This window comes from Amycolatopsis sp. La24, from assembly GCF_029087445.1.
Lineage (GTDB): Bacteria > Actinomycetota > Actinomycetes > Mycobacteriales > Pseudonocardiaceae > Amycolatopsis > Amycolatopsis nivea.
Map to the genome: position 1 here is coordinate 1 of NZ_JARACH010000084.1, position 22,982 is coordinate 22,982.

Sequence of the window (22,982 nt, forward strand, 5' to 3'; positions counted from 1 at the left end):
CCGTATAGGCCGTTATACAACCCCTACTCCCGAAGGATCGAATTAAGCGGCCGCCCAACATCCCCATAAGCAGGCATCAACCCAGGACTAACCGTGAACGCGACCGTCCCGGCCAGCGCCACCACCACCGTCAGCCCGCCCAGCAGCGCGCCTTTGCGGGCCAGATCGCCGCCGTAGCGCAGTCCTCCCCCGAGCCGCCCCAGCACCACCGCGAGCACCCCGGCCAGCAGCGCCAGGAACCACAACGCACCGAGCACCAGGACGAACACCTCGGCCACGAGCGGATACACCCCGGCGGTCAGCATCCGGGGCCGGACCAGCAGCCAGGCCAGCCAGGTGAGCACCGCGAGCGAGAAACTCACCGCGGCCACGGACACCGCTCCCACGGCCAGGCCGCGGCTGGGTCTTTCCTCGGAAGAACGCACGGATTCGGAGTCGGGTTCGGTCATTGACCAGTAATAGCACCCGCCCCCGACAGAATCCGGCGTTCCGCCCGGCAGCGCCCGAAAGCACCAGCCCGGATACGCCGAAAGCCGCCCCCGGCGAACCGGGAGCGGCCTTCTCGAAGCACAAACCGTCAGACAGTGAACCCGAGCGCCCGCAACTGCTCGCGACCGTCGTCGGTGATCTTCTCCGGGCCCCACGGCGGCATCCAGACCCAGTTGATCCGGAAGTCGTTCACGAGACCGCCGGACGTCAGCGCGGCCGACGTCTGGTCCTCGATCACGTCGGTGAGCGGGCACGCCGCGGACGTGAGCGTCATGTCGATCGTCGCGGTGTTGTCGGTCTCGACCCGGATGTCGTAGACCAGGCCGAGGTCCACGACGTTGATGCCGAGTTCCGGGTCGACGACGTCGCGCATCGCTTCCTCGACGTCCTCGATCTTGGCGATGTCGGCGGGGACGGCGGCGGACTGCTCGGGCAGGTCCGCGGCGGTGCGCCCCTCGCGCGGGTCGGTGGCCGTCTCTTCGCTCATGCCTTCTCAGCTCCTGTGGTGGTGCTGGACACCGCGTCCTTGAACGCCATCCAGCCGAGCAGGGCGCACTTCACGCGCGCCGGGTACTTCGCGACGCCGGCGAACGCGACGCCGTCCTCCAGTACGTCCTCGTCCGGTTCGACCTTGCCCTTGCCCTGCATCAGTTCCACGAACGCGTCCATGGTCGTGAACGCCTCGTCGACCGTGTGCCCGACGACCAGGTCGGTGAGGACCGACGCGGACGCCTGGCTGATCGAGCAGCCCTGCCCGTCGTAGGACACGTCCTCGACTTTGCCGTCGCTGACCTTCACCCGCAAGGTGATCTCGTCGCCGCAGGTCGGGTTGACCTGGAACGACTCCGCGTCGAACGGATCGCGCAGGCCGCGCCCGTGCGGGTTTTTGTAGTGGTCCAGGATGATCTCCTGGTACATGCTCTCCAGGTTCACTTCTCGGCCCCGTCCTGGGCCACCCCGAAGAACTTCTGCGCCTCGCGGATCCCGGCGACCAGAGCGTCCACTTCGGACAGCGTGTTGTACAGGTAGAAGCTCGCCCGCACGGTGGCGGGCACCGAGCACGCCCGGTGCAGCGGCCACGCGCAGTGGTGCCCCACCCGCACCGCGATGCCGAGGCTGTCGAGCACCTGGCCGGCGTCGTGCGGGTGCACGCCGTCGATCACGAACGCGACGGTGGCGCCGCGGTCCTCCAGGTCGGTCGGACCGACGATGCGCACGCCCGGGATCGCGCTGATCCCCGCGATCGCGGCCGCGGCCAGCTCGTGCTCGTGCGCCGCGACGCGGTCCATCCCGATGGCGGACAGGTAGTCCACCGCCGCGCCGAGGCCGATCGCCTGCGACGTCATCGGCACCCCGGCCTCGAACCGCTGCGGCGGCGCGGCGAACGTGGTGCGCTCCATCGTGACGAGCTCGATCATCGAACCGCCGGTCAGGAACGGCGGCATCGCGGACAGCAGTTCGGTCCGGCCGTACAGCACGCCGATCCCGGACGGGGCCAGCATCTTGTGCCCGGAGAACACCGCGAAGTCGACGTCCAGCGCGTGGAAATCGACCGGGAAGTGCGGAACGGACTGGCAGGCGTCGAGGACGGTCAGCGCGCCGACCTCTTTCGCCTTGGCCACCAGCTTGGCCACCGGGTTGACCGTGCCGAGCACGTTGGACTGGTGCGCGAACGCGACCACCTTCGTGCGCGGCGTGATCACATTGTCCATGTCGGACAGATCGAGCCGGCCCTCGGCGGTCACCTTGAACCACTTCAGCGTCGCCCCGGTGCGCTGGCACAACTGCTGCCACGGCACGAGGTTCGCGTGGTGCTCCATCTCGGTGATGACGATTTCGTCGCCCTCGCCGATCCGGAAGCGCTCCGCTTCCGGTCCGGCGGTGGCGGCGTTGCTCATCGCGTACGCCACGAGGTTGATGCCCTCGGTCGCGTTCTTGGCGAACACCAGCTCTTCCGGGTCCGCGCCGACGAATTCCGCGGTCTTGGCGCGCGCGGATTCGTAGGCGTCGGTGGCCTCTTCGGACAGCTGGTGGGCGCCGCGGTGCACGGCCGAGTTCGACGTGAACACGTACCGCCGTTCCGCGTCGAGCACCTGCACCGGCCGTTGCGAGGTCGCTCCGGAGTCCAGGTACACCAAGGGTTTCCCGTCGCGCACGGTGCGCGTCAGGATCGGGAAGTCGGCACGCAGTGCCGCCACGTCAAGGGGAACAGAGTTGGTCGGGCTGTTCGAAGCCGTGGTGGTCATCGAGCCAACTCCTCTCTCTCGGTGTCGTCGGGAACGGGGCGCGGGGAACGTCAGGCCTTGGCTGGCTCGGCGGAGCCGACGTACTTGACGTAGCCGTTCTCCTCCAGCTCGTCGGCCAGTTCGCGGCCGCCGGACTCGACGATGCGGCCGTCGGCGAAGACGTGCACGAAGTCCGGGGTGATGTGCCGCAGGATGCGGGTGTAGTGCGTGATCAGCATGACGCCGACCTCGTTGCCCGCCTTGTACTCGTTGACGCCCTCGGACACGACGCGCAGCGCGTCGACGTCCAGGCCGGAGTCGGTCTCGTCGAGGATCGCGAACTTCGGCTTGAGCAGCGCCAGCTGCAGGATCTCGTGGCGCTTCTTCTCGCCGCCGGAGAAGCCCTCGTTCACCGAGCGCTCGGCGAACTCCTGGGAGATGCCGAGCTTGCCCATCTCCTCCTTGACCTCCTTGACCCAGTGGCGCAGCTTGGGAGCCTCGCCCCGGACCGCGGTGGCCGCGGTGCGCAGGAAGTTCGACATCGAGACGCCGGGCACCTCGACCGGGTACTGCATGGCGAGGAAGAGGCCGGCGCGGGCGCGCTCGTCGACGCTCATCTCGAGCACGTTCTCGCCGTCCAGCAGCACCTCGCCGGAGGTCACCGTGTACTTCGGGTGGCCGGCGATCGCGTAGGACAGGGTGGACTTGCCGGAGCCGTTCGGGCCCATGATCGCGTGCGTCTCGCCCGACCGGATGGTCAGGTTGACGCCCTTGAGGATCTCCTTGGCGCCTTCGTCGGTGGTCACCGACGCGTGCAGGTCCTTGATTTCCAGGGTAGCCATTCTTCGTTTCCTAAAGTCTGCGGTGGAGGGCGTCAGGCGCCGACGGCTTCGAGTTCGGCCTCGATCGCGGCTTCGAGGCGCTCGCGCACCTCGGGGACGTCGATCTTCACCAGGATTTCGTGGAAGAACCCGCGCACGACCAGGCGGCGGGCGGCTTCTTCGGCGATTCCGCGCGACTGCAGGTAGAACAACTGCTCGTCGTCGAACCTTCCCGTCGCGCTCGCGTGGCCGGCGCCTTCGATCTCGCCGGTCTCGATTTCCAGGTTCGGCACCGAGTCCGCGCGCGCCCCGGGCGTGAGCACCAGGTTGCGGTTGAACTCGTAGGAGTCGGTGGACTCGGCCGCGGCCCGGATCAGCACGTCGCCGATCCACACCGCGTGCGCGCCCTCGCCCTGCAGCGCGCCCTTGTAGCCGACCCGCGACTTGCAGTTGGGCACCGCGTGGTCGACGAAGAGCCGGTGCTCCTGGTGCTGGCCGCCGTCGGCGAAGTAGACGCCGAGCATGTCGACGTCGCCGCCCTTGTCGGTGAAGGTCGCGGTCGGCGAGATGCGGACCAGGTCTCCGCCCAGGGTGATCACGGTGTGCCGCAGCGCGGCGTCGCGGCCCAGCTTGAGGTGCTGCTCGGAGACGTGCACCGCGTCGTCGGCCCAGTCCTGGACGCTGACCACGGTGACCTTGGCTCCGTCGCCGATGACGAACTCGACGTTGTCGGCGTAGGTGCCGGACCCGACGTGGTCGAGCACGATCACGGCTTCGGCGAACGCCTCGGCGCGGACCTGCAGGTGCCCGTAGGCGACCTGGCCCTCGCCAGGGCCGTGGATGCGCAGCACCGACGGCGTCGACGCCTTCGTCTCCTTCGGCACCGTCACGACGGTGGCCTTGGCGAAGGAGGAGTACGCCTGCGCGGCGATGCGGTCGCTCGGCACGCCCGCCTGGCCGAGCCGCGAGTCGTCGCGGCCGACGGTCTCGATCTTCAGCTCGGGCGCGGCCTCGGTCTCCAGCGTGATCTCGCCGGAGGCGACGGCGGAACCGTCGTGCAGGCCGCGCAGGCGCTTCATCGGCGTGAAGCGCCAGTTTTCCTCACGCCCGCCGGGAACCTCGAAGGCCTCGACGTCGTAGGAGGTGAAGCGCTCCGCGCGGGAGGCCGCCGGAACGACGACCCCCTCGCGGACCGCTTCGGAAACGTTGTTCTCTGCCACGGACATTTAGCCGACGGACCCTTCCATCTGCAGCTCGATCAGGCGGTTCAGCTCGAGCGCGTATTCCATCGGCAGCTCGCGCGCGATGGGCTCGACGAACCCGCGCACGATCATCGCCATCGCCTCGGCCTCGTCGAGGCCGCGCGACATCAGGTAGAACAGCTGCTCTTCGCTGACCTTGGACACGGTGGCCTCGTGGCCCATGGACACCTCGTCGTTGCGGATGTCCACGTACGGGTACGTGTCCGACCGCGAGATCGTGTCCACCAGCAGGGCGTCGCAGACCACGCTGGAGCGCGAGTGGTGCGCCCGCTTCGCGACCTTGACCAGGCCGCGGTAGGAGGTCCGGCCGCCGCCGCGCGCGACCGACTTCGACACGATGGTCGAGGACGTGTGCGGCGCGAGGTGCTCCATCTTGGCCCCGGCGTCCTGGTGCTGGCCCTCGCCCGCGAACGCGACCGAGAGGACCTCGCCCTTGGCGTGCTCGCCCATGAGGAAGACCGACGGGTACTTCATGGTCACCTTGGAGCCGATGTTGCCGTCGACCCACTCCATGGTCGCGCCCTCTTCGCACTTGGCGCGCTTGGTGACCAGGTTGTAGACGTTGTTCGACCAGTTCTGGATCGTCGTGTAGCGGCAGCGGGCGCCCTTCTTCACGATGATCTCGACGACCGCGGAGTGCAGCGAGTCCGACTGGTAGATCGGCGCGGTGCAGCCCTCGACGTAGTGGACGTAGGCGTCCTCGTCGACGATGATCAGCGTCCGCTCGAACTGGCCCATGTTCTCGGTGTTGATCCGGAAGTAGGCCTGCAGCGGGATCTCGACGTGCACGCCCTTCGGCACGTAGATGAACGAGCCGCCGGACCACACCGCCGTGTTCAGCGCGGAGAACTTGTTGTCGCCCGCCGGGATCACGGAGCCGAAGTACTCCTGGAAGATCTCCGGGTGCTCGCGCAGCGCGGAGTCGGTGTCCAGGAACAGGACGCCCTGCTCCTCCAGGTCCTCGCGGATCTGGTGGTAGACGACCTCGGACTCGTACTGCGCGGCGACGCCGGCCACGAGGCGCTGCTTCTCCGCCTCGGGGATGCCCAGCTTGTCGTAGGTGTTCTTGATGTCCTCGGGCAGGTCTTCCCAGCTGGCCGCCTGCTTCTCGGTGGACCGCACGAAGTACTTGATGTTGTCGAAGTCGATCCCCGAGAGGTCGGCGCCCCAGTTCGGCATCGGCTTGAGGTCGAACAGCTTGAGCGCCTTCAATCGGGCGTCGCGCATCCACTCGGGCTCGGACTTCTTCGCGGAGATGTCGCGGACGACATCCTCGTTCAGGCCGCGGCGGGCGCTGGCGCCAGCCTCGTCGGAGTCCGCCCAGCCGAAGGCGTAGTTGCCAAGGGACGCGATGGTCTCTTCCTGGCTCAACGGCTCGGTGGTGGGAGTGCGCTGCTCGGCAGCGGCAGTCATGCGGGTTTCCCTCCATTCGGGATCCGTGGTGCGTGCCCTTCGGGCGGCGGGGCCGCTGATCCGGGCGTCGTGCGGTCCGGCTCGGGATGGGCCGGGATACCCGCCGGTCCGGCGGGTACGTGTGTGGTGCACGCGTTGTCTCCGCGCGCGATGGTCGCCAGCCGCTGGACGTGGGTGCCCAGCAGCTTCGCGAACGCTTCCGTCTCGGCCTCGCACAGCTGCGGGAATTCCGCGGCGACGTGCGCGACCGGGCAGTGGTGCTGGCACAGCTGCGCGCCGACGTTCGCGGCGGGGGTCCCCGCCCCGACCTGACGGGTCGAGGCAGCGTAGCCCTCCCTGCTCAGCGCGGTGGCGAGGGCCTCGGCGCGCTCGACCGGATCAGCCGATCCGGTGATCGCCTGCCGGTGCGGCCCGACGAGCCCCTCGACCCGGCGCTCGGCGAACGCGCGCACCGCGTCCGGGCCGGCGTGCTCGGCGAGGAAGCGGATGGCCGAGACCGCGAGGTCGTCGTAGGCGTGCCCGAACCGGGCGCGGCCCGCTTCGGTGAGCAGGAACAGCTTGGCCGGGCGGCCGCGTCCGCGCGGGCCCTTGCGGGGGGCGTCGCGGGTCTCGGCCTCGCCGTCGGCCTGCAGCGCGTCGAGGTGCCGCCGGATCGCGGTCGGGCTGATCCCGAGCTGCTCGGCGACCACCACGGCGGTCATCGGGCCCTGCTCCAGCAACAGCCGGGCGACCTCGTGCCGGGTGCGCCCCTCGGCCACGTTCGCGGCGCTGACCTGCACGGGAACGCCGACAGCCGCGGTGCGCGGCTGCTCGCCGCGCCCCTCGCCGGTGGTCCCGCTCTTTTTCACAACACAAGTGTGTCTTATTTCCGGCCGCCGGGCAAAGGCGGGGTGTCGCCCAGTGACCCGACTCACCTCCGGACGCGCCTCGCCGCGGCGGCACCCGGCCCAGGTCTGTGAAGGGCTCCTTGAGGGAATCAGATTCCTTCAAGGAGCCCTTCACGGACCGACAGCCGCCGGGGACCGAACGGCTCGATACACCCCTCGAACCGGAGTCGATACGCTTCCGGTCGTGGCAGTCGGCGAACACCCGGACCAGCGGGCCCCGGAACCGGACTTATCCGGCGAACCGGGCGACGCTGACGGTGCCGTGGCCGCTCCGCCTGCCCCCGGTGCCGCGCCGTCGCCGGTCGGCCCGCGCCGCACCGATCCGCTGAACGCCGCCGAGACCCGCGGCCTCGACGCGGTCCGCCGCTTCGGCACGGTCGGCTCGCTGTTCCTCGCGCTCGGCTCGCTCGGGGCCGGCGCCGCGCCGGTGATCAACCCGGTGCAGGACCTGCCGGTGCTGCGGCTGTTCATCCGGATCCCGACGGTCTCGCTCGCGATCGCGTTCTCCGGGATGGGCATCCTGGTGCTGAGCTGGCTCATGCTCGCCCGGTTCGCCCGTCCGGCGAGCGCGCGGCTGGCCACCAGCGGGCAGCTCGCCCGCACCGTCGCGATGTGGGTCGCGCCGCTGCTGCTGATCCCGCCGCTGTTCTCCCGCGACGTCTACAGCTATCTCGCGCAGAGCGAGATCGTGCACCGCGGCATGGACCCGTACCAGCTCGGCCCGGCGCAGGCGCTCGGCGTCGCGGACCCGCTCACCGCGGGCGTCACCAACATCTGGCGCGAGACGCCCGCCCCGTACGGCCCGCTGCTGCTGCGGCTCGGCGGGTGGCTGGCCCCGGTCGGCGGCAACAACATCGTCGTCGGCGTGCTGCTGCAGCGCGGCCTCGCGATGGTGGGCGTGCTGCTGATCGTGTGGGCGGTGCCGCGGCTGGCCCGGCGGTTCGGCGTGCAGCCGGCCACCGCGCTGTGGCTCGGCGCGGCGAACCCGTTGCTGATCTTCCATTTCGTCGCGGGTGCGCACAACGATTCGCTGGCGATCGGGCTCATGGTGGCCGGGCTGGAGATCGGCATCCGGCGGCTGCCGGTGCGGGTGAAGGGAGACAGTCCGCCGCCGCTGGCGAAGGGCGAATTGCTCTTCATCGCGCTCGGCGTCGTCATCATCACAGTCGGCGCCACCGTGAAGATCCCGGCGGTGCTGGCGCTGCCGTTCCTGTCGGTGATGGTCGCGCGCAGATGGCACGGGCGGCTGAAGGACCTGGTGTGGGCGGGCGCGCCGATGGCGCTGCTGTTCGGCGTGGTGCTCACCGCGATCTGCGTCGGCACCGGGCTGGGCTTCGGCTGGATCGGCGCGACGGCGAGCACGCCGGGGCTGGTGCGGTCGTTCATCTCCCCCACCGCGGAGATCGCGAACCTCAGCGGCGTCCTCGGCATCACGCTCGGACTGGGCAACCACACCGACGCGCTGGTGCCGATCCTCGGCACGCTCGGCAACGCGATCACCGCGGCCGTCACGATCAAATTCCTGTGGGCCAGCTTCAAATGGCGGTACCGGCCGATCATCGGGCTCGGCGTTTCGCTGGGCGCGGCGATGATCCTGCAGATCAACCTCCAGCCCTGGTACCTGCTGTGGGCGGTGATCCCGCTCGCCGCCGCGGCCGGGACGTCGCGGTTCCGGGTCGTCGCCACGGTCATCAGCGCCGGGCTGCCGTTCCTGCTGCCGCCCACCGGCGGCACCTTCGACGGCCGCTCCTACGTCCTGCCGTGGGCCTACGGCGCGGCCGCTCTGGTGACCCTCGGCGGCCTCGCGATCGTGTACCGGGTTTCGCCGCTGCTGTTGTCCAGGACACCTCCGGCGTCCCCAGCACCGCGCGCGCCCGCCGACGTCGTATCGTGATTCGTTGTGGACAACCCCGCCGTCGAGATCTCCGGCTTGGCGAAAAGCTACGGCTCCACCACCGCGGTCGACGGCATCGACCTGCGCATGGAGCGTGGCTGCGTGCTGGCCCTGCTCGGGCCGAACGGCGCCGGAAAAACGACCACTGTCGAGATTTGCGAGGGTTTCCGCAGACCTGACGCGGGCCGGGTGCGCGTGCTCGGCCTCGACCCCGTCGCGGACAGCTCCCGGCTCCGCCCCCGCGTCGGCATCATGCCCCAGGGCGGCGGCGCGTACCCGGGCGTGCGCGCGGAGGAGATGCTGCGGCTAGTGGCTTCCTGCGCGGCGAACCCGCACGATCCGGCGTGGCTGCTCGACGTGCTCGGGCTGGCCGGCGCGAAGCGGACCCCGTTCAAACGGCTCTCCGGCGGGCAGCAGCAACGGCTTTCGCTGGCGTGCGCGCTGGTCGGCCGTCCCGAACTGGTGTTCCTGGACGAGCCCACCGCGGGCATGGACCCGCAGGCGCGGCGGCTGGTCTGGGACCTGCTCGCGGCCCTGCGCGCGGACGGCGTGAGCGTCCTGCTCACCACCCACCTGATGGAGGAAGCGGAAACGCTGGCCGACCAGGTGGTGATCGTGGACCACGGCAAGGTGGTCGTCGAAGGCACGCCGCATGCGCTGACCCTGGAGGCCGGCGAGGCGGCGCAGCTGCGGTTCCGCGCCCGCACGAAACTCGACACGACGCTGCTCGCGGCCGCGCTGCCGGAGGGCTACCGGGTCAGCGAAACCGCGCCCGGTTCGTACCTGGTGGAGGGCGCGGTCGACCCGCAGGTGGTTTCCGCCGTCACCGCCTGGTGCGCGCAACAGGGCGTGCTGCCCGAACAACTGCAAGTCGGACGGCGGACGCTCGAAGAAGTGTTCCTCGAACTCACCGGACGGGAGCTGCGCGCATGAGTTCTCCGTTCCCCGCGGGCACTTTCGCCCCCGCGCCCGGCCGCGGTTCGCTCGGCAAGATGCTGCGCACGCACGCGCGCGTCGAGGCCGCGCTGACCCTGCGGCACGGCGAGCAGCTGCTGCTCACCCTGATCATTCCACTCGCGCTGCTGATCGGCCTGAGCCTGCTGGACATCCTCCCGGCGAGCCAGCTCGGCTCGACGTCCAAAGTGGACTGGATGACGCCGAGGATCCTCGCGCTGGCGGTGATGTCGTCGGCGTTCACCGGCCAGGCGATCGCGCTCGGCTTCGACCGGCGGTACGGCGTGCTGAAGCGGCTTTCGGCGACGGCGCTGCCGCGCTGGCTGCTGGTGGCCGGACGGGTCGTGGCGGCGCTGGTCGTGGTGGCGCTGCAGTCCGTGGTGCTCGGCATCGTGGCGGCTTTCCTGGGCTGGTCCCCGTCGGCCGCCGGGATCGGTTCCGCGGTGGTGCTGCTGGTGCTGGGGACGCTGGCTTTCGGCGCGCTGGGCGTGCTGCTGGGCGGCGCGTTGCGCGCGGAAGCCGTGCTGGCGCTGGCGAACATCGTGTGGTTCGTGCTGCTGCTGGCGGGCGGGATTCTGCTGGCCCCGTCGGCGCTGCCGTCCGGGGTCGGGTTCGTGGTGTCGCTGCTGCCTTCCGGCGCGCTGGCCGAAGGCATGCGCGCGGCGCTGGTGGACGGCCAGTTCCCGCTCGGACCGGCCGCGGTGCTGGTGGTGTGGGCGGCGGTGGCCGGGGTGCTGGCGACGCGAACCACAAAACTCACCTGAATCCCACACCGCGATTTCCGCGCGGAATTTCGCGCCGGAATGTGACCGCCGCCGCACCCGATTCCTTGCGCACGCTGGCAAATCCGGGCGGAACAATACCGCCGCGTGCAGGCGGGAAAACGCGCGCGAGTATTCTTTCGGCGTGTCCCTTCGCAGTTTGATCGCCCGCCTGCCGTATCCGTCCGCCGCGGTTCAGCGCGCGGTCGGGATCGCCGCGGTGGTCGCGCAGGCAGGCATCGGCGTCACCGGGTCCGTGGTGCGGGTGACTGGGTCCGGGCTGGGATGCCCGACCTGGCCGCAGTGCGTCGCGGGCAGCCTGGTGCCGGTGCGGCACTCCGGCATCGACGCGGTCACGCAGTGGATCGAGTTCTCGAACCGGATGCTGACCGGCGTCGTGATCGTGGTGGCCGCGCTCGCCGTGCTCACCGCGTGGCGGATCCAGATCGACCACCCGGAGCGCAAGCGGCTGGTGAAGCTCGCCTGGACGATGCCCGGCGGCGTCGTGCTGCAGGCGGTCATCGGCGGGCTGACGGTGCTGGCGAAACTGGAATGGTGGACGGTCGCGATCCACTTCCTCGCTTCGACGCCGCTCGTGTGGCTGGCGGTTCTGCTGCTGAAGGCCTTCCGCGAAGGAGACGAACCGGCGCGCCCGCTGGTCCCGAAGCTGGGACGGCAGATGCTGGTGCTGCTGACGGTGCTGATGTGGGCGGTGCTCATCGCCGGCACCACGGTCACCGGCGCGGGCCCGCACGGCGGCGACGTCAACACGCATCGCCTCGACGCCCCGATCGAGCAGCTGGCCCGGATCCACAGCGGACTGCTGATCGCGTACCTCGTCGTGCTGGGGGTCTTTGGGCTCACGCTGATGCGCGTCGGCGCGCCGAAGAGCGTGTGGCAGCGGTACGCGTGGGTGTGGATTGTCGCGCTGCTGCAGGGTGTTCTGGGGACCGTGCAGTACGCGCTGGGCGTGCCCGAGGCGATGGTGTCCTTCCACGTGCTGGGCTCGGCGCTCGTGATCGTGGTGACGGCGGTGCTGTGGACCGGCACTCGCGACCGGGGCCCGGTCACGTCGCTGGAGCCCGCCGAGAAGCGGGAACTCGCCACCGCGAACTGACGGTCATCCGGGCGTAACTGCGCGTCGGCCCGGCGGACAGGTCCGCGGCTTACCGTCGTCGCCGTCCGGCTTTCCGAAAAGCCCGAGGTGCCGCCATGCCGACCGCCCCTGCCCGTGCCGCCAAACCCCTGCTCTCCGGCCGGCGCGGGACCGCCGAGATGCTCGTGCTGAAGACGTTCCTGCTCGTGCCGTTCGCCGCGTTGATCGCCGCCGTGCCGCTGGTGTGGGGGTGGGGCATCGGCTGGACCGACCTGATCCTCGCGACCGTTTTCTACGTGCTGGCCACGCTCGGCGTGACCGTCGGGTACCACCGCTATTTCACCCACGGCGCGTTCAAAGCGGGCCGCCCGCTGCGGATCGCGCTAGCCATCGCGGGCAGCATGGCGGTGCAGGGTTCGGTGATTTTCTGGGTCGCGAGCCACCGCCGCCACCACGCGTTCTCCGACCGCGAGGGCGATCCGCATTCGCCGTGGCTGTTCGGCACGTCGCCGGCGGCGCTGCTGCGCGGGTTCTGGCACGCGCACATGGGCTGGATGTTCCAGCGCGAGGTCACCAACGCCGACCGTTTCGCGCCCGACCTCGTCGGCGACCGCGACCTGCGTCTGGTGAACCGGTTCTTCTGGCTGTGGATCACGCTCAGCCTCGCCCTGCCCGCCGCCCTCGGCTGGGCCTTCAGCGGCACCTGGCAGGGCGCGCTGACGGCGTTCTTCTGGGCCGGGCTGGTGCGGATCGCGTTCCTGCACCACGTGACCTGGTCGGTGAACTCGGTGTGCCACCTGATCGGCGACCGCCCGTTCGCGAGCCGCGACCGCGCCGCGAACTTCTGGCCGCTGGCGCTGTTGTCCATGGGAGAGTCCTGGCACAACTCCCATCACGCCGACCCGACCTGCGCCCGGCACGGCGTCCTGCGCGGCCAGGTGGACGTTTCGGCGCGGGTGATCTGGGCCTTCGAACGCCTCGGCTGGGCGACTGACGTCCGATGGCCCCGGCCGGAACGACTCGCCACTAAACGCGTCCACCAACCCGGCTGACAGTCCGTGAAGGGCTCCTTGAGGGAATCTGATTCCCTCAAGGAGCCCTTCACGGACCTTCAAGCATTGCCGGGCGGGGCTAGGCCAGCTGCTGCCGCATCGCCGACGCGAACCGCAACGGCGCGCCCGCGTCCGCGTGTCGGAAACCCAGCGAAGGCTCGGTCAATTCCAGCTCCAGCACCAGCGGACGCCCGTCCTCCCCGCGGACCAGGTCGACTCGCGCGTAAAGCAGTTCCGCCCGCAAGATCCCGAGCAACCCGCAAGCGGCGTCCAGCGCGTCCTCCGCCACCGCGCGCACCTCCGGGGCCGGGACCGCGGCCGCGAGCCGCTCCTCCCGGTACAGGCCGGAACTGTCCATTGAGGACTCCAGCGGCGCGAATTTCGTGAAGGCGTGCGAATAAACGCCGCCGAAATACGTCACCGCGATCTCGCCCTGAGCGTCCACACTGGACTGATACGGCTGCACCAGACCCGTGCGGCCCTCGTCGTGCAAAGCACGCAGATGCTGCTCCGCGTCCGCACCGGCGGCGGCGAATCGGGCGGCGCCGCGGCCTCCCGCGCCCACCGAAGGCTTCACCACGAACGGCTTCTTCGGCCAGCGCGGCTTCTCCCCCGGCGGCACGATCTCGACCGGCACTGTCGGCACCCCGGCGTCGAGCAGTTCGCCGAGATACGTCTTGTCCGTGTTCCACCGCACGACCGCGGCCGGATTGCTCAGCCCGGGCACGTCCTCGCACCAGCTGAGGAATTCCTCGCGCCGCTCCGGGTAGTCCCAGGCGGCGCGCAGCACGACGATGTCCGCCGAGGCGAAGTCCGCGGCCGCGTCCCAGGCCGCCCAGCTCACAGTGAATCCGAGGTCCGCGAGCGCGGGCAGCACCGCGGCCTCGTCGCCGTCGCCCTCGGGCAGCGCGGCGCAGCCGACGAAAATCGCCGAGCGGGTCACCGGCCTGCTCGCGGCCCGGCCATCTTGCGCCGGTGCGCGGCACCGATTTTGACCGTCTTCACGGTTTCGCTGTCCCACTCCGCGGCCTCGAGGTCGTCGACCTGCTCGACCAGCGCGTTCCCGGTCTCGACGCCGGCGACCAGCACGTCGCCCATCGCCCCGTCCGGGCCCACGAGCACGACCCGCGCGCCGGCGAGGCCGATGTTCTCGACCACGGCGCGCGACGGTTTCCCGTGCTTCGCCACGAAGTCGCGGGCGGACGCCAGCTGGCGGGCAGTCGGCGCGGTCGGCGTGTTTTCGGTCTCCTCAGCCACGTCCGGAGCTTAACCCGAGACCCCCGCCCCCGCGGCCCGACCGTGTTCTCGGCCATAGTGGACGCCAGACGCGCCCATCTCGAGGAGGAACGATGCCGACCGCAGTGCAGGTGACCCGGACCGGCGGCCCGGAAGTGCTGGAACTGGCCGAGATCGAGCCCGGCCCGCCCGGCGCGGGCGAACTGCTGGTCGACCTCGCCGCCGCGGGCGTCAACTACATCGACACCTACCAGCGCCAGGGCATCTACCCGATCGACCTGCCGTTCGTCCTCGGCTCCGAGGGCGCCGGGACCGTCGTGGAGACCGGCGAGGGCGTCACCGAGTTCGCCCCCGGCGACCGTGTGACCTGGCAGGGCGTGCTCGGCAGCTACGCCCAGCGCGCGGTGGTCCCGGCCAGCGCCACGGTGAAGGTGCCGGACGGCGTGTCCGACGAGCTCGCCGCCGCCACGATGCTGCAGGGCATGACGGCGCACTACCTGGTGCGTTCGACCTACGAAGTCCAGGCGGGCGACGACATCCTCGTCCACGCGGCGGCCGGCGGCGTCGGTCTGCTGCTGGTCCAGCTGGCGAAGGCGCGCGGCGCGCGAGTGCTGTGCACCGTGTCCACCGACGAGAAGGCCGAACTGGCTCGCGGCGCCGGCGCGGACCACGTGATCCGCTACGACCGCGAGGACTTCGCCGCCGTGACCCGCGAGCTGACCAACGGCGAAGGCGTCGCCGCGGTCTACGACGGCGTGGGCAAGAGCACCTTCGACGGCAGCCTCGCGAGCCTGAAAATCCGCGGCACCCTGGCGCTGTTCGGCGCGGCCAGCGGCCCGGTGCCGCCGGTCGACCCGCAACGGCTCAACTCCGGCGGCTCGCTCTTCCTGACCCGCCCGACGCTCGGCCACTACCTGCGCACGCGCGAGGAACTCGACTGGCGCGCCGGCGAACTGTTCGCCGCCGTGCAGGACGGTTCGCTGAACGTCCGCATCGGCGGCCGCTACCCGCTCGCCGACGCCCGCAAGGCCCACGAGGACCTGCAGGGACGCCGGACGACCGGGAAGCTGCTGCTGATCCCCTGACTCAGGAAACCGAGAGGGCGTCGGTCACGAACACCAGCGTTTCGTTGGGCGCGATGCCGCGTCCGCCGTCCTTGTAGGCGAGGGCGGGCGGGATGATCATCAACCGCCGCCCGCCCTGTTTGACGCCGACGAGGCCCTTGTCCCAGCCCTCGATCACCTGGCCGGTGCCGAGATCGAGGCCGAACGGCTCGCCGCGGTCGAACGAGCTGTCCAGCTTCTTCTTGTTCGACCAGGTGACGACCAGGTAGTTCATGGACAGCTTCGACCCGGCGGCCGCGGCCTTCCCGGTGCCCTCCGACAGATCCTTGGTGAGCAGCTTCTTCGGCGGGGCACAGTCGTCCGGGATGGTGATCGTCGGCGCCTGGCCGAAGTTCCCGGCGGTCTTGATGTCGTCCGCGGTGCACTCGCGGCTCGGGGTCGCCGGAGCCGCGCTGCTGTCGCCGCCGCAGGCCGTGAGGCCGAACGCGGCCACCGCCACGACCGCGCCGAGGACAGCTGCCCTGCCGATGTTCTGCATGCCCGGACTTTATCCGCACGGCGCAGCCGTTCCGTTGAGGGCGGTGGCGGGGCGGGGTCCGGGTTAACCAAGCCCGCCGAGCGCAGGCACCGCCGGACCAGTCCGCACCACGCCGAGCCGCTGCGTCGCCCTGGTCAGCGCCACGTACAGGTCGTTCAGCCCGCGCGCCGAGCCAGCCACGATCTCGTCCGGCGACACCAGCACGACCCCGTCGAACTCCAGTCCCTTGGAACGATCGACGGTCAGCACGCTCAGCCGGTCGTCCTCCGGAAGCAGCTTCCGCACCTCGTCCATGCGCGAACCCGGCACCAGGACCGCGACCGTCCCACCGTCCACAGCGGACAGTTCCGCGGCCACCAGCGACGGCAGTTCCTCGTCCAGCGAGGCGATTTCCACGCCCCACGGCGGCACCCCGGTCTCCCGCACCGACGCGGGCGCGGCCAGGTCCACGTCCAGTTCGGCGAGCACGCCCGCCGCGACCGCCATGATCTCCGCCGGGGTGCGGTAATTCACCGTCAGCTGCTCGAGCCGCCAGCGGTCCGCGACGTAGGGCGACAGCACCTCGTCCCAGGTCCGCGCTCCCCCGGCGGCCCCGGTCTGCGCGACGTCGCCGACCAGCGTCATCGACCGGTTCGGCGTGCGGCGCATCAGCAGGCGCCAGTCCATCGCGGACAGTTCCTGCGCCTCGTCCACGATCACGTGCCCGAACGTCCACGTCCGGTCCTGCGCCGCCCGCTGCGCCGCGGTCAGCTCGCTGCGCGCCTGCTGGCGTTCGGCGAACAGCTCGGCGTCCAGCACGTCGGACACCCGCAGGATCTCCTCGTCCTGGATTTCCTCGTCCTGCTCGAGGATGTCCAGCACGCCCTCGGCATACGCGCGCTCGACGCGTTCCTGGCGCTTCTGCTCGGCCTCCTCCTCGGAGTCGTCGCTGCCGAGCAGTTCGGCCAGTTCGTCGAGCAGCGGCACGTCGGCGGGCGTCCACTTCGCGTCGCGGCCGCTCTCCAGGTGCTTGCGGTCCTCTTCGGACAGCAGCTCGCCCGCCGCCCGGTCGAGGTGTTCGCGCTCGGCGAACAGGTCGTCCAGCAGGCCCGCGGGCGTGAGTTTCGGCCACAGCGAGTTCAGCGCGGCGGCCACCGCGGGGCTCGACGCGAGCTCGGCACGGATGTCCTGGACGTCCTGCGCGTCCAGCAAGTCCTCGCCCAGCGCACGCGCGGCCTGCCGGGTGAGCGCGTCGAGCACGTCGGAGACGAACAGCCGTCGCGCGAGGTTGTGCGGCCGGCGCGAACGGCGAGCCCGGGTGCGCGCCTGCGCGCAGGTCTTCCGATCGAGCTTGAGGATCTCGCGTTCGTGCTCGATCTCGATCACCGGATCGGGTACACCTTGCCGGTCGCGGACCGCCTTGGCGAGGACCTCGCCCATCACCAGCCGGCCCTTCACCTCGGCCGCTTCCGGCGACTCTGCGCCGTCCGCGTCCAGGCCCGGCCACAGCTGCCCGATGGTCGACAGCAGCACGCCGGTCTCGCCGAGCGACGGCAGCACCTGGCCGATGTAGCGCAGGAAGGTCGAGTTCGGGCCGACGACGAGCACGCCGCGCGTGGTCAGCTGCTGGCGGTGCGTGTAGAGCAGATACGCCGCGCGATGAAGCGCGACCGCGGTCTTGCCGGTGCCCGGCGCGCCCTGCACCACCATGACCCCGCCGAGCGGCGCGCGGATGATCCGGTCCTGCTCGGCCTGGATGGTGGCGACGATGTCGGCCATCTCGCCGGTCCGGCGGCGCTCCAGCGCGGCCAGCAACGCGGCCTCGCCGGCGAGCCCCAGGTCCTGGCCCTGGTCGGCGGCGGTCAGGTCGAGGATCTCGTCGTCGAACCCGGTGACGCGACGGCTCAGCGACCGCAGGTGGCGACGGCGGCGCACGCCGTCCGGCGAAGCGGCGGTGGCGAGGTAGAAGGGCCGCGCGACCGGCGCGCGCCAGTCGATCAGCAGCGGCCGGTAGTCGTCGTTCTCGTCGAACAGCCCGAGCCGTCCGATGTAGGCGGTTTCCTCGGTGTCTTCGGAGGTGCTGCCGGGCACGAAGTCCAGCCGCCCGAAGCACAGCCCCTGTTCGACCGACCCGAGCTGGGCGAGCCGGTCGCTGTGCAGGTTCGTGGCGGCTTCGCGTTCGGTCCGCGCCTGCGGCGTCCCGCCGGTCTGGCGCAGGGTCTCGTCGAGGCGGCGCTGGGTCTGGGTGCGTTCGGCGTCGAGCTTCGCGAACAGCGCGTCGACATAAGCCTGCTCGCGGCGCAGCTCGGCTTCGTAGGCCGGTTCCTCGGGCAAGGAAAGGTCCTGCTTTCAGGTCGGGATCGGGGCCGGAAGAGTGCAACCGGCGAGGATCCCGGGCCATTCCTGCCCGGTCCTCGCCAGGCCCGGAAGTCCGTGAGGGGAACCCTGATTGACTCTGATTCCCTCAGGGTTCCCCTCACGGCAATAGCCGCAGCGCCGCCCAACCCGCTCGGGGGCACAGACCGGCCCCGCACCGTCCTGAGCAGCGACATCACCCCAATGTGGCATTGGGTGCGTCCGACGCACCGAACGCCGCATTGGGTGCGTCACATGCACCCAATGCCACATTGGGGCAGCTTGGCGACCGGGGTCAGAACGGGTCAGAAAGGCAGGCCGAGGACCGGCAAGCCGATCGCCGAGTCGACCGCCAGCGCGACGAACACGATCATCAGGTACGTGTTCGACCGGTGGAACAGCGCCATCGGCTTGGTCTCCTCGCCGCGGTGCACGGCGGCCTGCAGCCGGTGCGCGTAGAAGAGGAACCAGCCGCCGGCGAGGATCGCGAAGGTCGCGTACAGCCAGCTGGTGACCGGGAGCAGCAGCAGCGTCCAGGCGACCATCACCCACGAGTAGATGACGATCTGCCGGGCCACGTGCTCGGCGGTCGCGACGACCGGGAGCATCGGCACGCCCGCGCGCTCGTAGTCGTCGCGGTACTTCATGCCCAGCGCCCAGGTGTGCGGCGGGGTCCAGAAGAAGATCACGCCGAACATCACGAACGCCGGCCACTGCACGGTGCCGGTGACCGCGACCCAGCCGATCAGCACCGGCATGCAGCCCGCGGCCCCGCCCCAGACCACGTTCTGCGACGTCCGCCGCTTGAGGCCGAGGGTGTAGACGAAGATGTAGAACAGGATGGTCGCGATCGCGAGGACCGCCGCCAGCAGGTTCACCGTGAAGTACAGGACGGCGAACGAGGCGATGCCCAGGACGAGTCCGAAGATCAGCGCGTTCCGCCGCGGCACCGCGTCCTTCACGAGCGGCCGCCGCTTGGTGCGGTTCATGACCTTGTCGATGTCGCTGTCGATCACGCAGTTGAGCGCGTTCGCGCTGCCCGCGGCCATGGTGCCGCCGACCAGCGTCGCGACCACCAGCCACGGGTTCGGCACCTCGCGCCCGGCGAGGAACATCGCGGGGATCGTGGTGACGAGGAGAAGCTCGATCACGCGCGGCTTCGCCAGCGCGGCGTACGCGCCGGCCACCTGGCGGAAGCTTCGCCGGGCCCCGCTCGGCCGTCCGCCGTCCGGGGGTACGGCGCTGGTGTCTTCACTGCGTCCGTGCGCAGCGTTCACCAACGACATTTCTCTCCCTGAGTCAGTCCTGGGCCGGGCGGCGCGGAAGAAGAGGTGGTGCTCATGGAGAACTTCCGTGCCTGGCCCGCGATCGATGTTAGACGTGACGGACCGGCCCGACGCCCGCGGGTCCGGGACACGCCCGGCGGTGTTCCCTCCGTCACGTCCGCCGCGGCGGGCGGCGATGAGTCGGGACGGCCCGCGGCGGGTAGCCGGAGACAGACAGGCGGGCAGGATCACCTCACCCGCAGGGTGCGCGCCCGCGCTCGCGCGCACGCGTACGCACTAGGGTGACAGCGACGGGCCGCTCGCTCCGCCTGCACAGCGCCGCCAGCAGGAATATCGTCCCTTCGGGATCGATTGAGATAACTGAGGGCGCACACCGCAGCACTTGAGCGGCACGCACGGAATACAGCCACCACTTCACCGACGCAGGAGTTCGAGTTCAGTGTCCGAAACCTCTAGCAGCGAGACCAACCCCTTGCTCCGGCGCAACGTGCCGGCCGACTGGACCGAGACCGACACCCGCGCCGTGGACACCGCCCGCGTGCTGGCCGCGGACGCCGTCGAAAAATGCGGCAGCGGGCACCCGGGCACTGCGATGAGCCTGGCGCCGCTGGCGTACACGCTGTTCCAGCGCACGATGCGGCACGACCCCGCCGACCCGGAGTGGCCCGCCCGCGACCGGTTCGTGCTTTCCGCCGGGCACTCCAGCCTGACCCTCTACATCCAGCTGTACCTGGCCGGGTTCGGCCTGGAGCTGGAAGACCTCGAGCAGCTGCGCCGCTGGGGCTCCAAGACCCCGGGCCACCCGGAGTACCGGCACACCAAGGGCGTCGAGACCACCACCGGCCCGCTGGGCCAGGGCCTCGCGAACGGCGTCGGCATGGCGATGGCGGCGCGCCGCGAGCGCGGCCTGCTGGACCCGGACGCCCCCGCCGGCGAGAGCATCTTCGACCACCACATCTACGTGATCGCCTCCGACGGCGACATCGAAGAGGGCGTCACCTCCGAGGCCTCGTCCATCGCGGGCCGCCAGGAGCTGGGCAACCTGATCGTCTTCTACGACGACAACAAGATCTCCATCGAGGACGACACCAACATCGCGCTGTCCGAGGACGTCGCGAAGCGCTACGAGGCCTATGGCTGGCACGTGCAGACCGTCGAGGGCGGCGAGGACGTCGTCGCGATCGAGGCGGCCATCAAGGCGGCGCAAGCCGAGACCCAGCGCCCGTCCTTCATCCAGCTGCGCACGATCATCGGCTACCCGGCCCCGACGAAGATGAACACCGGCAAGGCGCACGGCGCGGCGCTGGGCGCGGAAGAGGTCGCGGGCGTCAAGAAGGCGCTGGGCTTCGACCCGGAGAAGAACTTCGACGTCGACGAGGCCGTGCTCGCGCACACCCGCCAGGCGATCGAGCGCGGCGAGAAGCAGCGCGCCGAGTGGCAGGAGCGCTTCGAGGCGTGGGCCGCGGCGAACCCGGAGCGCAAGAAGCTGGCCGACCGGCTGTCGACCCGCACGCTGCCCGAGGGCTTCGCGGACAACCTGCCGTCGTGGGAGCCCGACGCCAAGGGCATCGCCACCCGCAAGGCCTCCGGCGAGGTGCTCAACGCGCTGGCCGAGCCGCTGCCCGAGCTGTGGGGCGGTTCCGCGGACCTCGCGGAGAGCAACAACACCACCATGAAGGGCGCCGACTCGTTCGGCCCGGCCGCGGCCGGCACCGACATGTGGAAGACCAACCCGTACGGCCGCACGCTGCACTTCGGCATCCGCGAGCACGCGATGGGCTCGATCCTCAACGGCATCGCGCTCCACGGCGGCACCCGCCCGTACGGCGCGACCTTCCTCACCTTCTCCGACTACATGCGCCCGCCGGTCCGGCTCGCCGCGCTGATGAAGGCCCCGGTCATCTACGTGTGGACACACGACTCGATCGGTCTCGGCGAGGACGGCCCGACGCACCAGCCGATCGAGCAGATCGCCGCGCTGCGCGCCATCCCGGGCCTCAACGTCGTCCGCCCGGCGGACGCCAACGAGACCGCGTACGCGTGGAAGGCCGTGCTGGAGGACGTGCACCACCCGTCCGGCTTCGCGCTGACCCGGCAGAACGTGCCGGTGCTGGAGGGCACGAACGCCGAGGGCGTCAAGAAGGGCGGCTACGTGCTGGCCGAGGCGTCCAACGGCGCCCCGGAGGTCGTGCTGATCGCGACCGGTTCCGAGGTCCAGCTGGCCGTCGAGGCGCGCAAGACCCTCGAGGCCGACGGCATCCCCGCCAGCGTGGTCTCGATGCCGTGCGTCGAGTGGTTCGACGCGCAGGACCAGGACTACAAGGACGCCGTCCTGCCGCCGACGGTCAAGGCCCGCGTTTCGGTCGAGGCCGGGATCGCGATGCCGTGGCAGCGCTTCACCGGCGACGCCGGCGAGAACGTGTCGATCGAGCACTACGGCGCCTCGGCCGACGCCGCGACGCTCTTCCGCGAGTTCGGCTTCACCGCCGAGGCCGTGGTCGACGCCGCCCGCCGCTCGATCGCCAACACCAAGAACTGAAGGGAGAGCAACCATGAGCACTGATCGGCTCGCACAGCTGTCCGAAGCAGGCGTCTCGATCTGGCTGGACGACCTCTCGCGGGAGCGCCTGAACTCGGGCAACCTCGCCGGGCTCATCCGCGACAAGCACGTCGTCGGCGTGACCACCAACCCGACGATCTTCGCGAACGCGCTGTCGAAGGGCGCCGCCTACGACGAGCAGGTCAACGACCTCGCCGCGCGCGGTGCGGACCTCGACGGCACCGTCCGGGAACTGACCACCACCGACGTGCGCAACGCCGCGGACCTGTTCCGCGACGTGTACAACGCCACGAACGGCGTCGACGGCCGCGTGTCCATCGAGGTGGACCCGCGCCTGGCGAAGGACACCGACAAGACGGTGGCCGAGGCCAAGGACCTGTGGAAGACCGTCGACCGGCCGAACGTGATGATCAAGATCCCGGCGACCGAAGAGGGCCTGCCCGCGATCACCGCGGTGCTCGCCGAGGGCATCAGCGTCAACGTCACACTGATCTTCTCCGTCGAGCGCTACGAGGCCGTCATCAAGGCCTTCTTCGCCGGTCTCGAGCAGGCGAAGGCCAACGGCCACGACCTCAAGGGCATCCACTCGGTCGCGTCGTTCTTCGTGTCCCGGGTGGACAGCGAGGTCGACAAGCGGCTGAACGCGATCGGCACTGACGAGGCCAAGGCGCTGCTGGGCGAGGCGGCCATCGCCAACGCGCGGCTCGCGTACGCGGCCTTCGAGAAGCTGTTCGCCACGGACCAGTGGAAGGCGCTCGCCGAGGCGGGGGCGAACGCGCAGCGTCCGCTGTGGGCCTCCACCGGCGTGAAGGACCCGGCCTACTCCGACACCCGGTACGTCGACCAGCTCGTGGTCAAGGACGTCGTGAACACGATGCCCGAGAAGACCATGGACTCGGTCGCCGACCACGCCGAGATCACCGGCGACACGGTTTCCGGAAAGGGCGAGCAGGCGCAGGCGATCTTCGACAAGCTGTCGGCGGCCGGCATCGACGTGCCGGACGTGTTCGTGACGCTGGAGACCGAAGGCGTCGAGAAGTTCGAGAAGTCCTGGCAGGAACTGCTGGACACGGTGACCGGGCAGCTGAACAAAGCGAGGGGCTGAACCAG

General features: G+C 70.4%; 21 protein-coding genes. 8 read left to right on the forward strand and 13 right to left on the reverse strand.

Features of this window, described 5'->3' with window-relative positions:
- Positions 1-23: 23 nt before the first annotated feature.
- From PUT80_RS42245 to PUT80_RS42280, 8 genes are all read right to left on the reverse strand, one after another.
- The gene (locus PUT80_RS42245; protein ID WP_037814686.1) at positions 24-449 is read right to left on the reverse strand and encodes a hypothetical protein; all 426 of its coding nucleotides are present in this window, start codon (positions 447-449) and stop codon (positions 24-26) included.
- Between the two features lie 128 nt (positions 450-577).
- Positions 578-976 (reverse strand): metal-sulfur cluster assembly factor, encoded by a 399-nt coding sequence (locus tag PUT80_RS42250; RefSeq protein WP_037814682.1) that lies wholly within the window; start codon positions 974-976, stop codon positions 578-580.
- Positions 973-1,422: a Fe-S cluster assembly sulfur transfer protein SufU gene (gene sufU / locus PUT80_RS42255; RefSeq protein WP_037814681.1), complete on the reverse strand. Its 450-nt coding sequence runs from the start codon at positions 1,420-1,422 to the stop codon at positions 973-975. Before sufU ends, PUT80_RS42250 begins: the two co-directional genes overlap by 4 nt.
- Positions 1,419-2,735, reverse strand: a complete 1,317-nt coding sequence (locus PUT80_RS42260) for a cysteine desulfurase (RefSeq protein WP_275295512.1) — start codon at positions 2,733-2,735, stop codon at positions 1,419-1,421. The genes sufU and PUT80_RS42260 overlap by 4 nt, the downstream gene beginning before the upstream one ends.
- A gap of 50 nt (positions 2,736-2,785) precedes the next feature.
- Positions 2,786-3,556, reverse strand: coding sequence for a Fe-S cluster assembly ATPase SufC (sufC, locus tag PUT80_RS42265; protein ID WP_037814678.1), 771 nt, complete (start codon positions 3,554-3,556; stop codon positions 2,786-2,788).
- A 32-nt stretch (positions 3,557-3,588) separates the two neighbouring features.
- Positions 3,589-4,761: a Fe-S cluster assembly protein SufD gene (sufD, locus tag PUT80_RS42270; RefSeq protein WP_043827459.1), complete on the reverse strand. Its 1,173-nt coding sequence runs from the start codon at positions 4,759-4,761 to the stop codon at positions 3,589-3,591.
- Positions 4,762-6,210, reverse strand: coding sequence for a Fe-S cluster assembly protein SufB (gene sufB / locus PUT80_RS42275; protein ID WP_037814676.1), 1,449 nt, complete (start codon positions 6,208-6,210; stop codon positions 4,762-4,764).
- Positions 6,207-6,989, reverse strand: a complete 783-nt coding sequence (locus PUT80_RS42280) for a metalloregulator ArsR/SmtB family transcription factor (RefSeq protein WP_275295521.1) — start codon at positions 6,987-6,989, stop codon at positions 6,207-6,209. The genes sufB and PUT80_RS42280 overlap by 4 nt, the downstream gene beginning before the upstream one ends.
- Before the next feature lie 370 nt (positions 6,990-7,359).
- Here PUT80_RS42280 and mptB point away from each other — a divergent pair, with 370 nt between their 5' ends.
- The 5 genes from mptB (at position 7,360) to PUT80_RS42305 (ending at position 12,854) form a co-directional block, all read left to right on the forward strand.
- Complete coding sequence (gene mptB, locus PUT80_RS42285; RefSeq protein ID WP_275295522.1) at positions 7,360-8,991, forward strand: polyprenol phosphomannose-dependent alpha 1,6 mannosyltransferase MptB; 1,632 nt, start codon at positions 7,360-7,362, stop codon at positions 8,989-8,991.
- Positions 8,992-8,997: 6 nt separating this feature from the next.
- Positions 8,998-9,924 carry an ABC transporter ATP-binding protein gene (locus PUT80_RS42290; protein ID WP_037814674.1) on the forward strand — a complete coding sequence of 309 codons (927 nt, stop codon included), beginning with the start codon at positions 8,998-9,000 and terminating at the stop codon, positions 9,922-9,924.
- On the forward strand, positions 9,921-10,709 hold the full coding sequence (locus PUT80_RS42295; RefSeq protein WP_043827456.1) for an ABC transporter permease: 789 nt from the start codon (positions 9,921-9,923) through the stop codon (positions 10,707-10,709). Before PUT80_RS42290 ends, PUT80_RS42295 begins: the two co-directional genes overlap by 4 nt.
- A gap of 142 nt (positions 10,710-10,851) precedes the next feature.
- Positions 10,852-11,823: a COX15/CtaA family protein gene (locus PUT80_RS42300; protein WP_275295513.1), complete on the forward strand. Its 972-nt coding sequence runs from the start codon at positions 10,852-10,854 to the stop codon at positions 11,821-11,823.
- A 95-nt stretch (positions 11,824-11,918) separates the two neighbouring features.
- Positions 11,919-12,854: an acyl-CoA desaturase gene (locus tag PUT80_RS42305; protein ID WP_275295514.1), complete on the forward strand. Its 936-nt coding sequence runs from the start codon at positions 11,919-11,921 to the stop codon at positions 12,852-12,854.
- 79 nt (positions 12,855-12,933) lie between these two features.
- Here the strand turns inward: PUT80_RS42305 and PUT80_RS42310 are convergent, their stop codons facing one another.
- Complete coding sequence (locus tag PUT80_RS42310) at positions 12,934-13,797, reverse strand: hypothetical protein (RefSeq protein WP_275295515.1); 864 nt, start codon at positions 13,795-13,797, stop codon at positions 12,934-12,936.
- Positions 13,794-14,111, reverse strand: a complete 318-nt coding sequence (locus tag PUT80_RS42315; protein WP_009075903.1) for a hypothetical protein — start codon at positions 14,109-14,111, stop codon at positions 13,794-13,796. Before PUT80_RS42315 ends, PUT80_RS42310 begins: the two co-directional genes overlap by 4 nt.
- 92 nt (positions 14,112-14,203) lie before the next feature.
- Here PUT80_RS42315 and PUT80_RS42320 point away from each other — a divergent pair, with 92 nt between their 5' ends.
- Positions 14,204-15,175 (forward strand): quinone oxidoreductase, encoded by a 972-nt coding sequence (locus PUT80_RS42320; RefSeq protein ID WP_037814666.1) that lies wholly within the window; start codon positions 14,204-14,206, stop codon positions 15,173-15,175.
- Between the two features lies 1 nt (position 15,176).
- Here PUT80_RS42320 and PUT80_RS42325 read toward each other — a convergent pair whose 3' ends face one another.
- The 3 genes from PUT80_RS42325 to PUT80_RS42335 form a co-directional block, all read right to left on the reverse strand.
- The gene (locus tag PUT80_RS42325; RefSeq protein WP_275295516.1) at positions 15,177-15,692 is read right to left on the reverse strand and encodes an FKBP-type peptidyl-prolyl cis-trans isomerase; all 516 of its coding nucleotides are present in this window, start codon (positions 15,690-15,692) and stop codon (positions 15,177-15,179) included.
- A 63-nt stretch (positions 15,693-15,755) separates the two neighbouring features.
- The gene (locus tag PUT80_RS42330) at positions 15,756-18,005 is read right to left on the reverse strand and encodes an AAA family ATPase (RefSeq protein WP_275295517.1); all 2,250 of its coding nucleotides are present in this window, start codon (positions 18,003-18,005) and stop codon (positions 15,756-15,758) included.
- Positions 18,006-18,331: 326 nt separating this feature from the next.
- Complete coding sequence (locus PUT80_RS42335) at positions 18,332-19,312, reverse strand: heme o synthase (RefSeq protein WP_037814661.1); 981 nt, start codon at positions 19,310-19,312, stop codon at positions 18,332-18,334.
- A 439-nt stretch (positions 19,313-19,751) separates the two neighbouring features.
- On the opposite strand from PUT80_RS42335, the gene tkt reads away from it, so the two are divergent.
- Together tkt and tal are read left to right on the forward strand one after the other, a co-directional pair.
- Positions 19,752-21,851, forward strand: a complete 2,100-nt coding sequence (gene tkt / locus PUT80_RS42340; RefSeq protein WP_037814659.1) for a transketolase — start codon at positions 19,752-19,754, stop codon at positions 21,849-21,851.
- Positions 21,852-21,864: 13 nt separating this feature from the next.
- Positions 21,865-22,977, forward strand: coding sequence for a transaldolase (gene tal, locus PUT80_RS42345; RefSeq protein ID WP_037814657.1), 1,113 nt, complete (start codon positions 21,865-21,867; stop codon positions 22,975-22,977).
- Positions 22,978-22,982 lie beyond the last annotated feature (5 nt).

Coding starts and splice junctions, on each gene's coding strand:
- sufD (WP_043827459.1), bottom strand. CDS start 4,761: ATGTCCGTGGCAGAGAACAACGTTTCCGAAGCGGTCCGCGAGGGGGTC.
- tal (WP_037814657.1), top strand. CDS start 21,865: ATGAGCACTGATCGGCTCGCACAGCTGTCCGAAGCAGGCGTCTCGATC.
- PUT80_RS42245 (WP_037814686.1), bottom strand. CDS start 449: ATGACCGAACCCGACTCCGAATCCGTGCGTTCTTCCGAGGAAAGACCC.
- PUT80_RS42335 (WP_037814661.1), bottom strand. CDS start 19,312: ATGTCGTTGGTGAACGCTGCGCACGGACGCAGTGAAGACACCAGCGCC.
- PUT80_RS42320 (WP_037814666.1), top strand. CDS start 14,204: ATGCCGACCGCAGTGCAGGTGACCCGGACCGGCGGCCCGGAAGTGCTG.
- PUT80_RS42325 (WP_275295516.1), bottom strand. CDS start 15,692: ATGCAGAACATCGGCAGGGCAGCTGTCCTCGGCGCGGTCGTGGCGGTG.
- PUT80_RS42250 (WP_037814682.1), bottom strand. CDS start 976: ATGAGCGAAGAGACGGCCACCGACCCGCGCGAGGGGCGCACCGCCGCG.
- sufB (WP_037814676.1), bottom strand. CDS start 6,210: ATGACTGCCGCTGCCGAGCAGCGCACTCCCACCACCGAGCCGTTGAGC.
- sufC (WP_037814678.1), bottom strand. CDS start 3,556: ATGGCTACCCTGGAAATCAAGGACCTGCACGCGTCGGTGACCACCGAC.
- PUT80_RS42295 (WP_043827456.1), top strand. CDS start 9,921: ATGAGTTCTCCGTTCCCCGCGGGCACTTTCGCCCCCGCGCCCGGCCGC.
- PUT80_RS42260 (WP_275295512.1), bottom strand. CDS start 2,735: ATGACCACCACGGCTTCGAACAGCCCGACCAACTCTGTTCCCCTTGAC.
- PUT80_RS42305 (WP_275295514.1), top strand. CDS start 11,919: ATGCCGACCGCCCCTGCCCGTGCCGCCAAACCCCTGCTCTCCGGCCGG.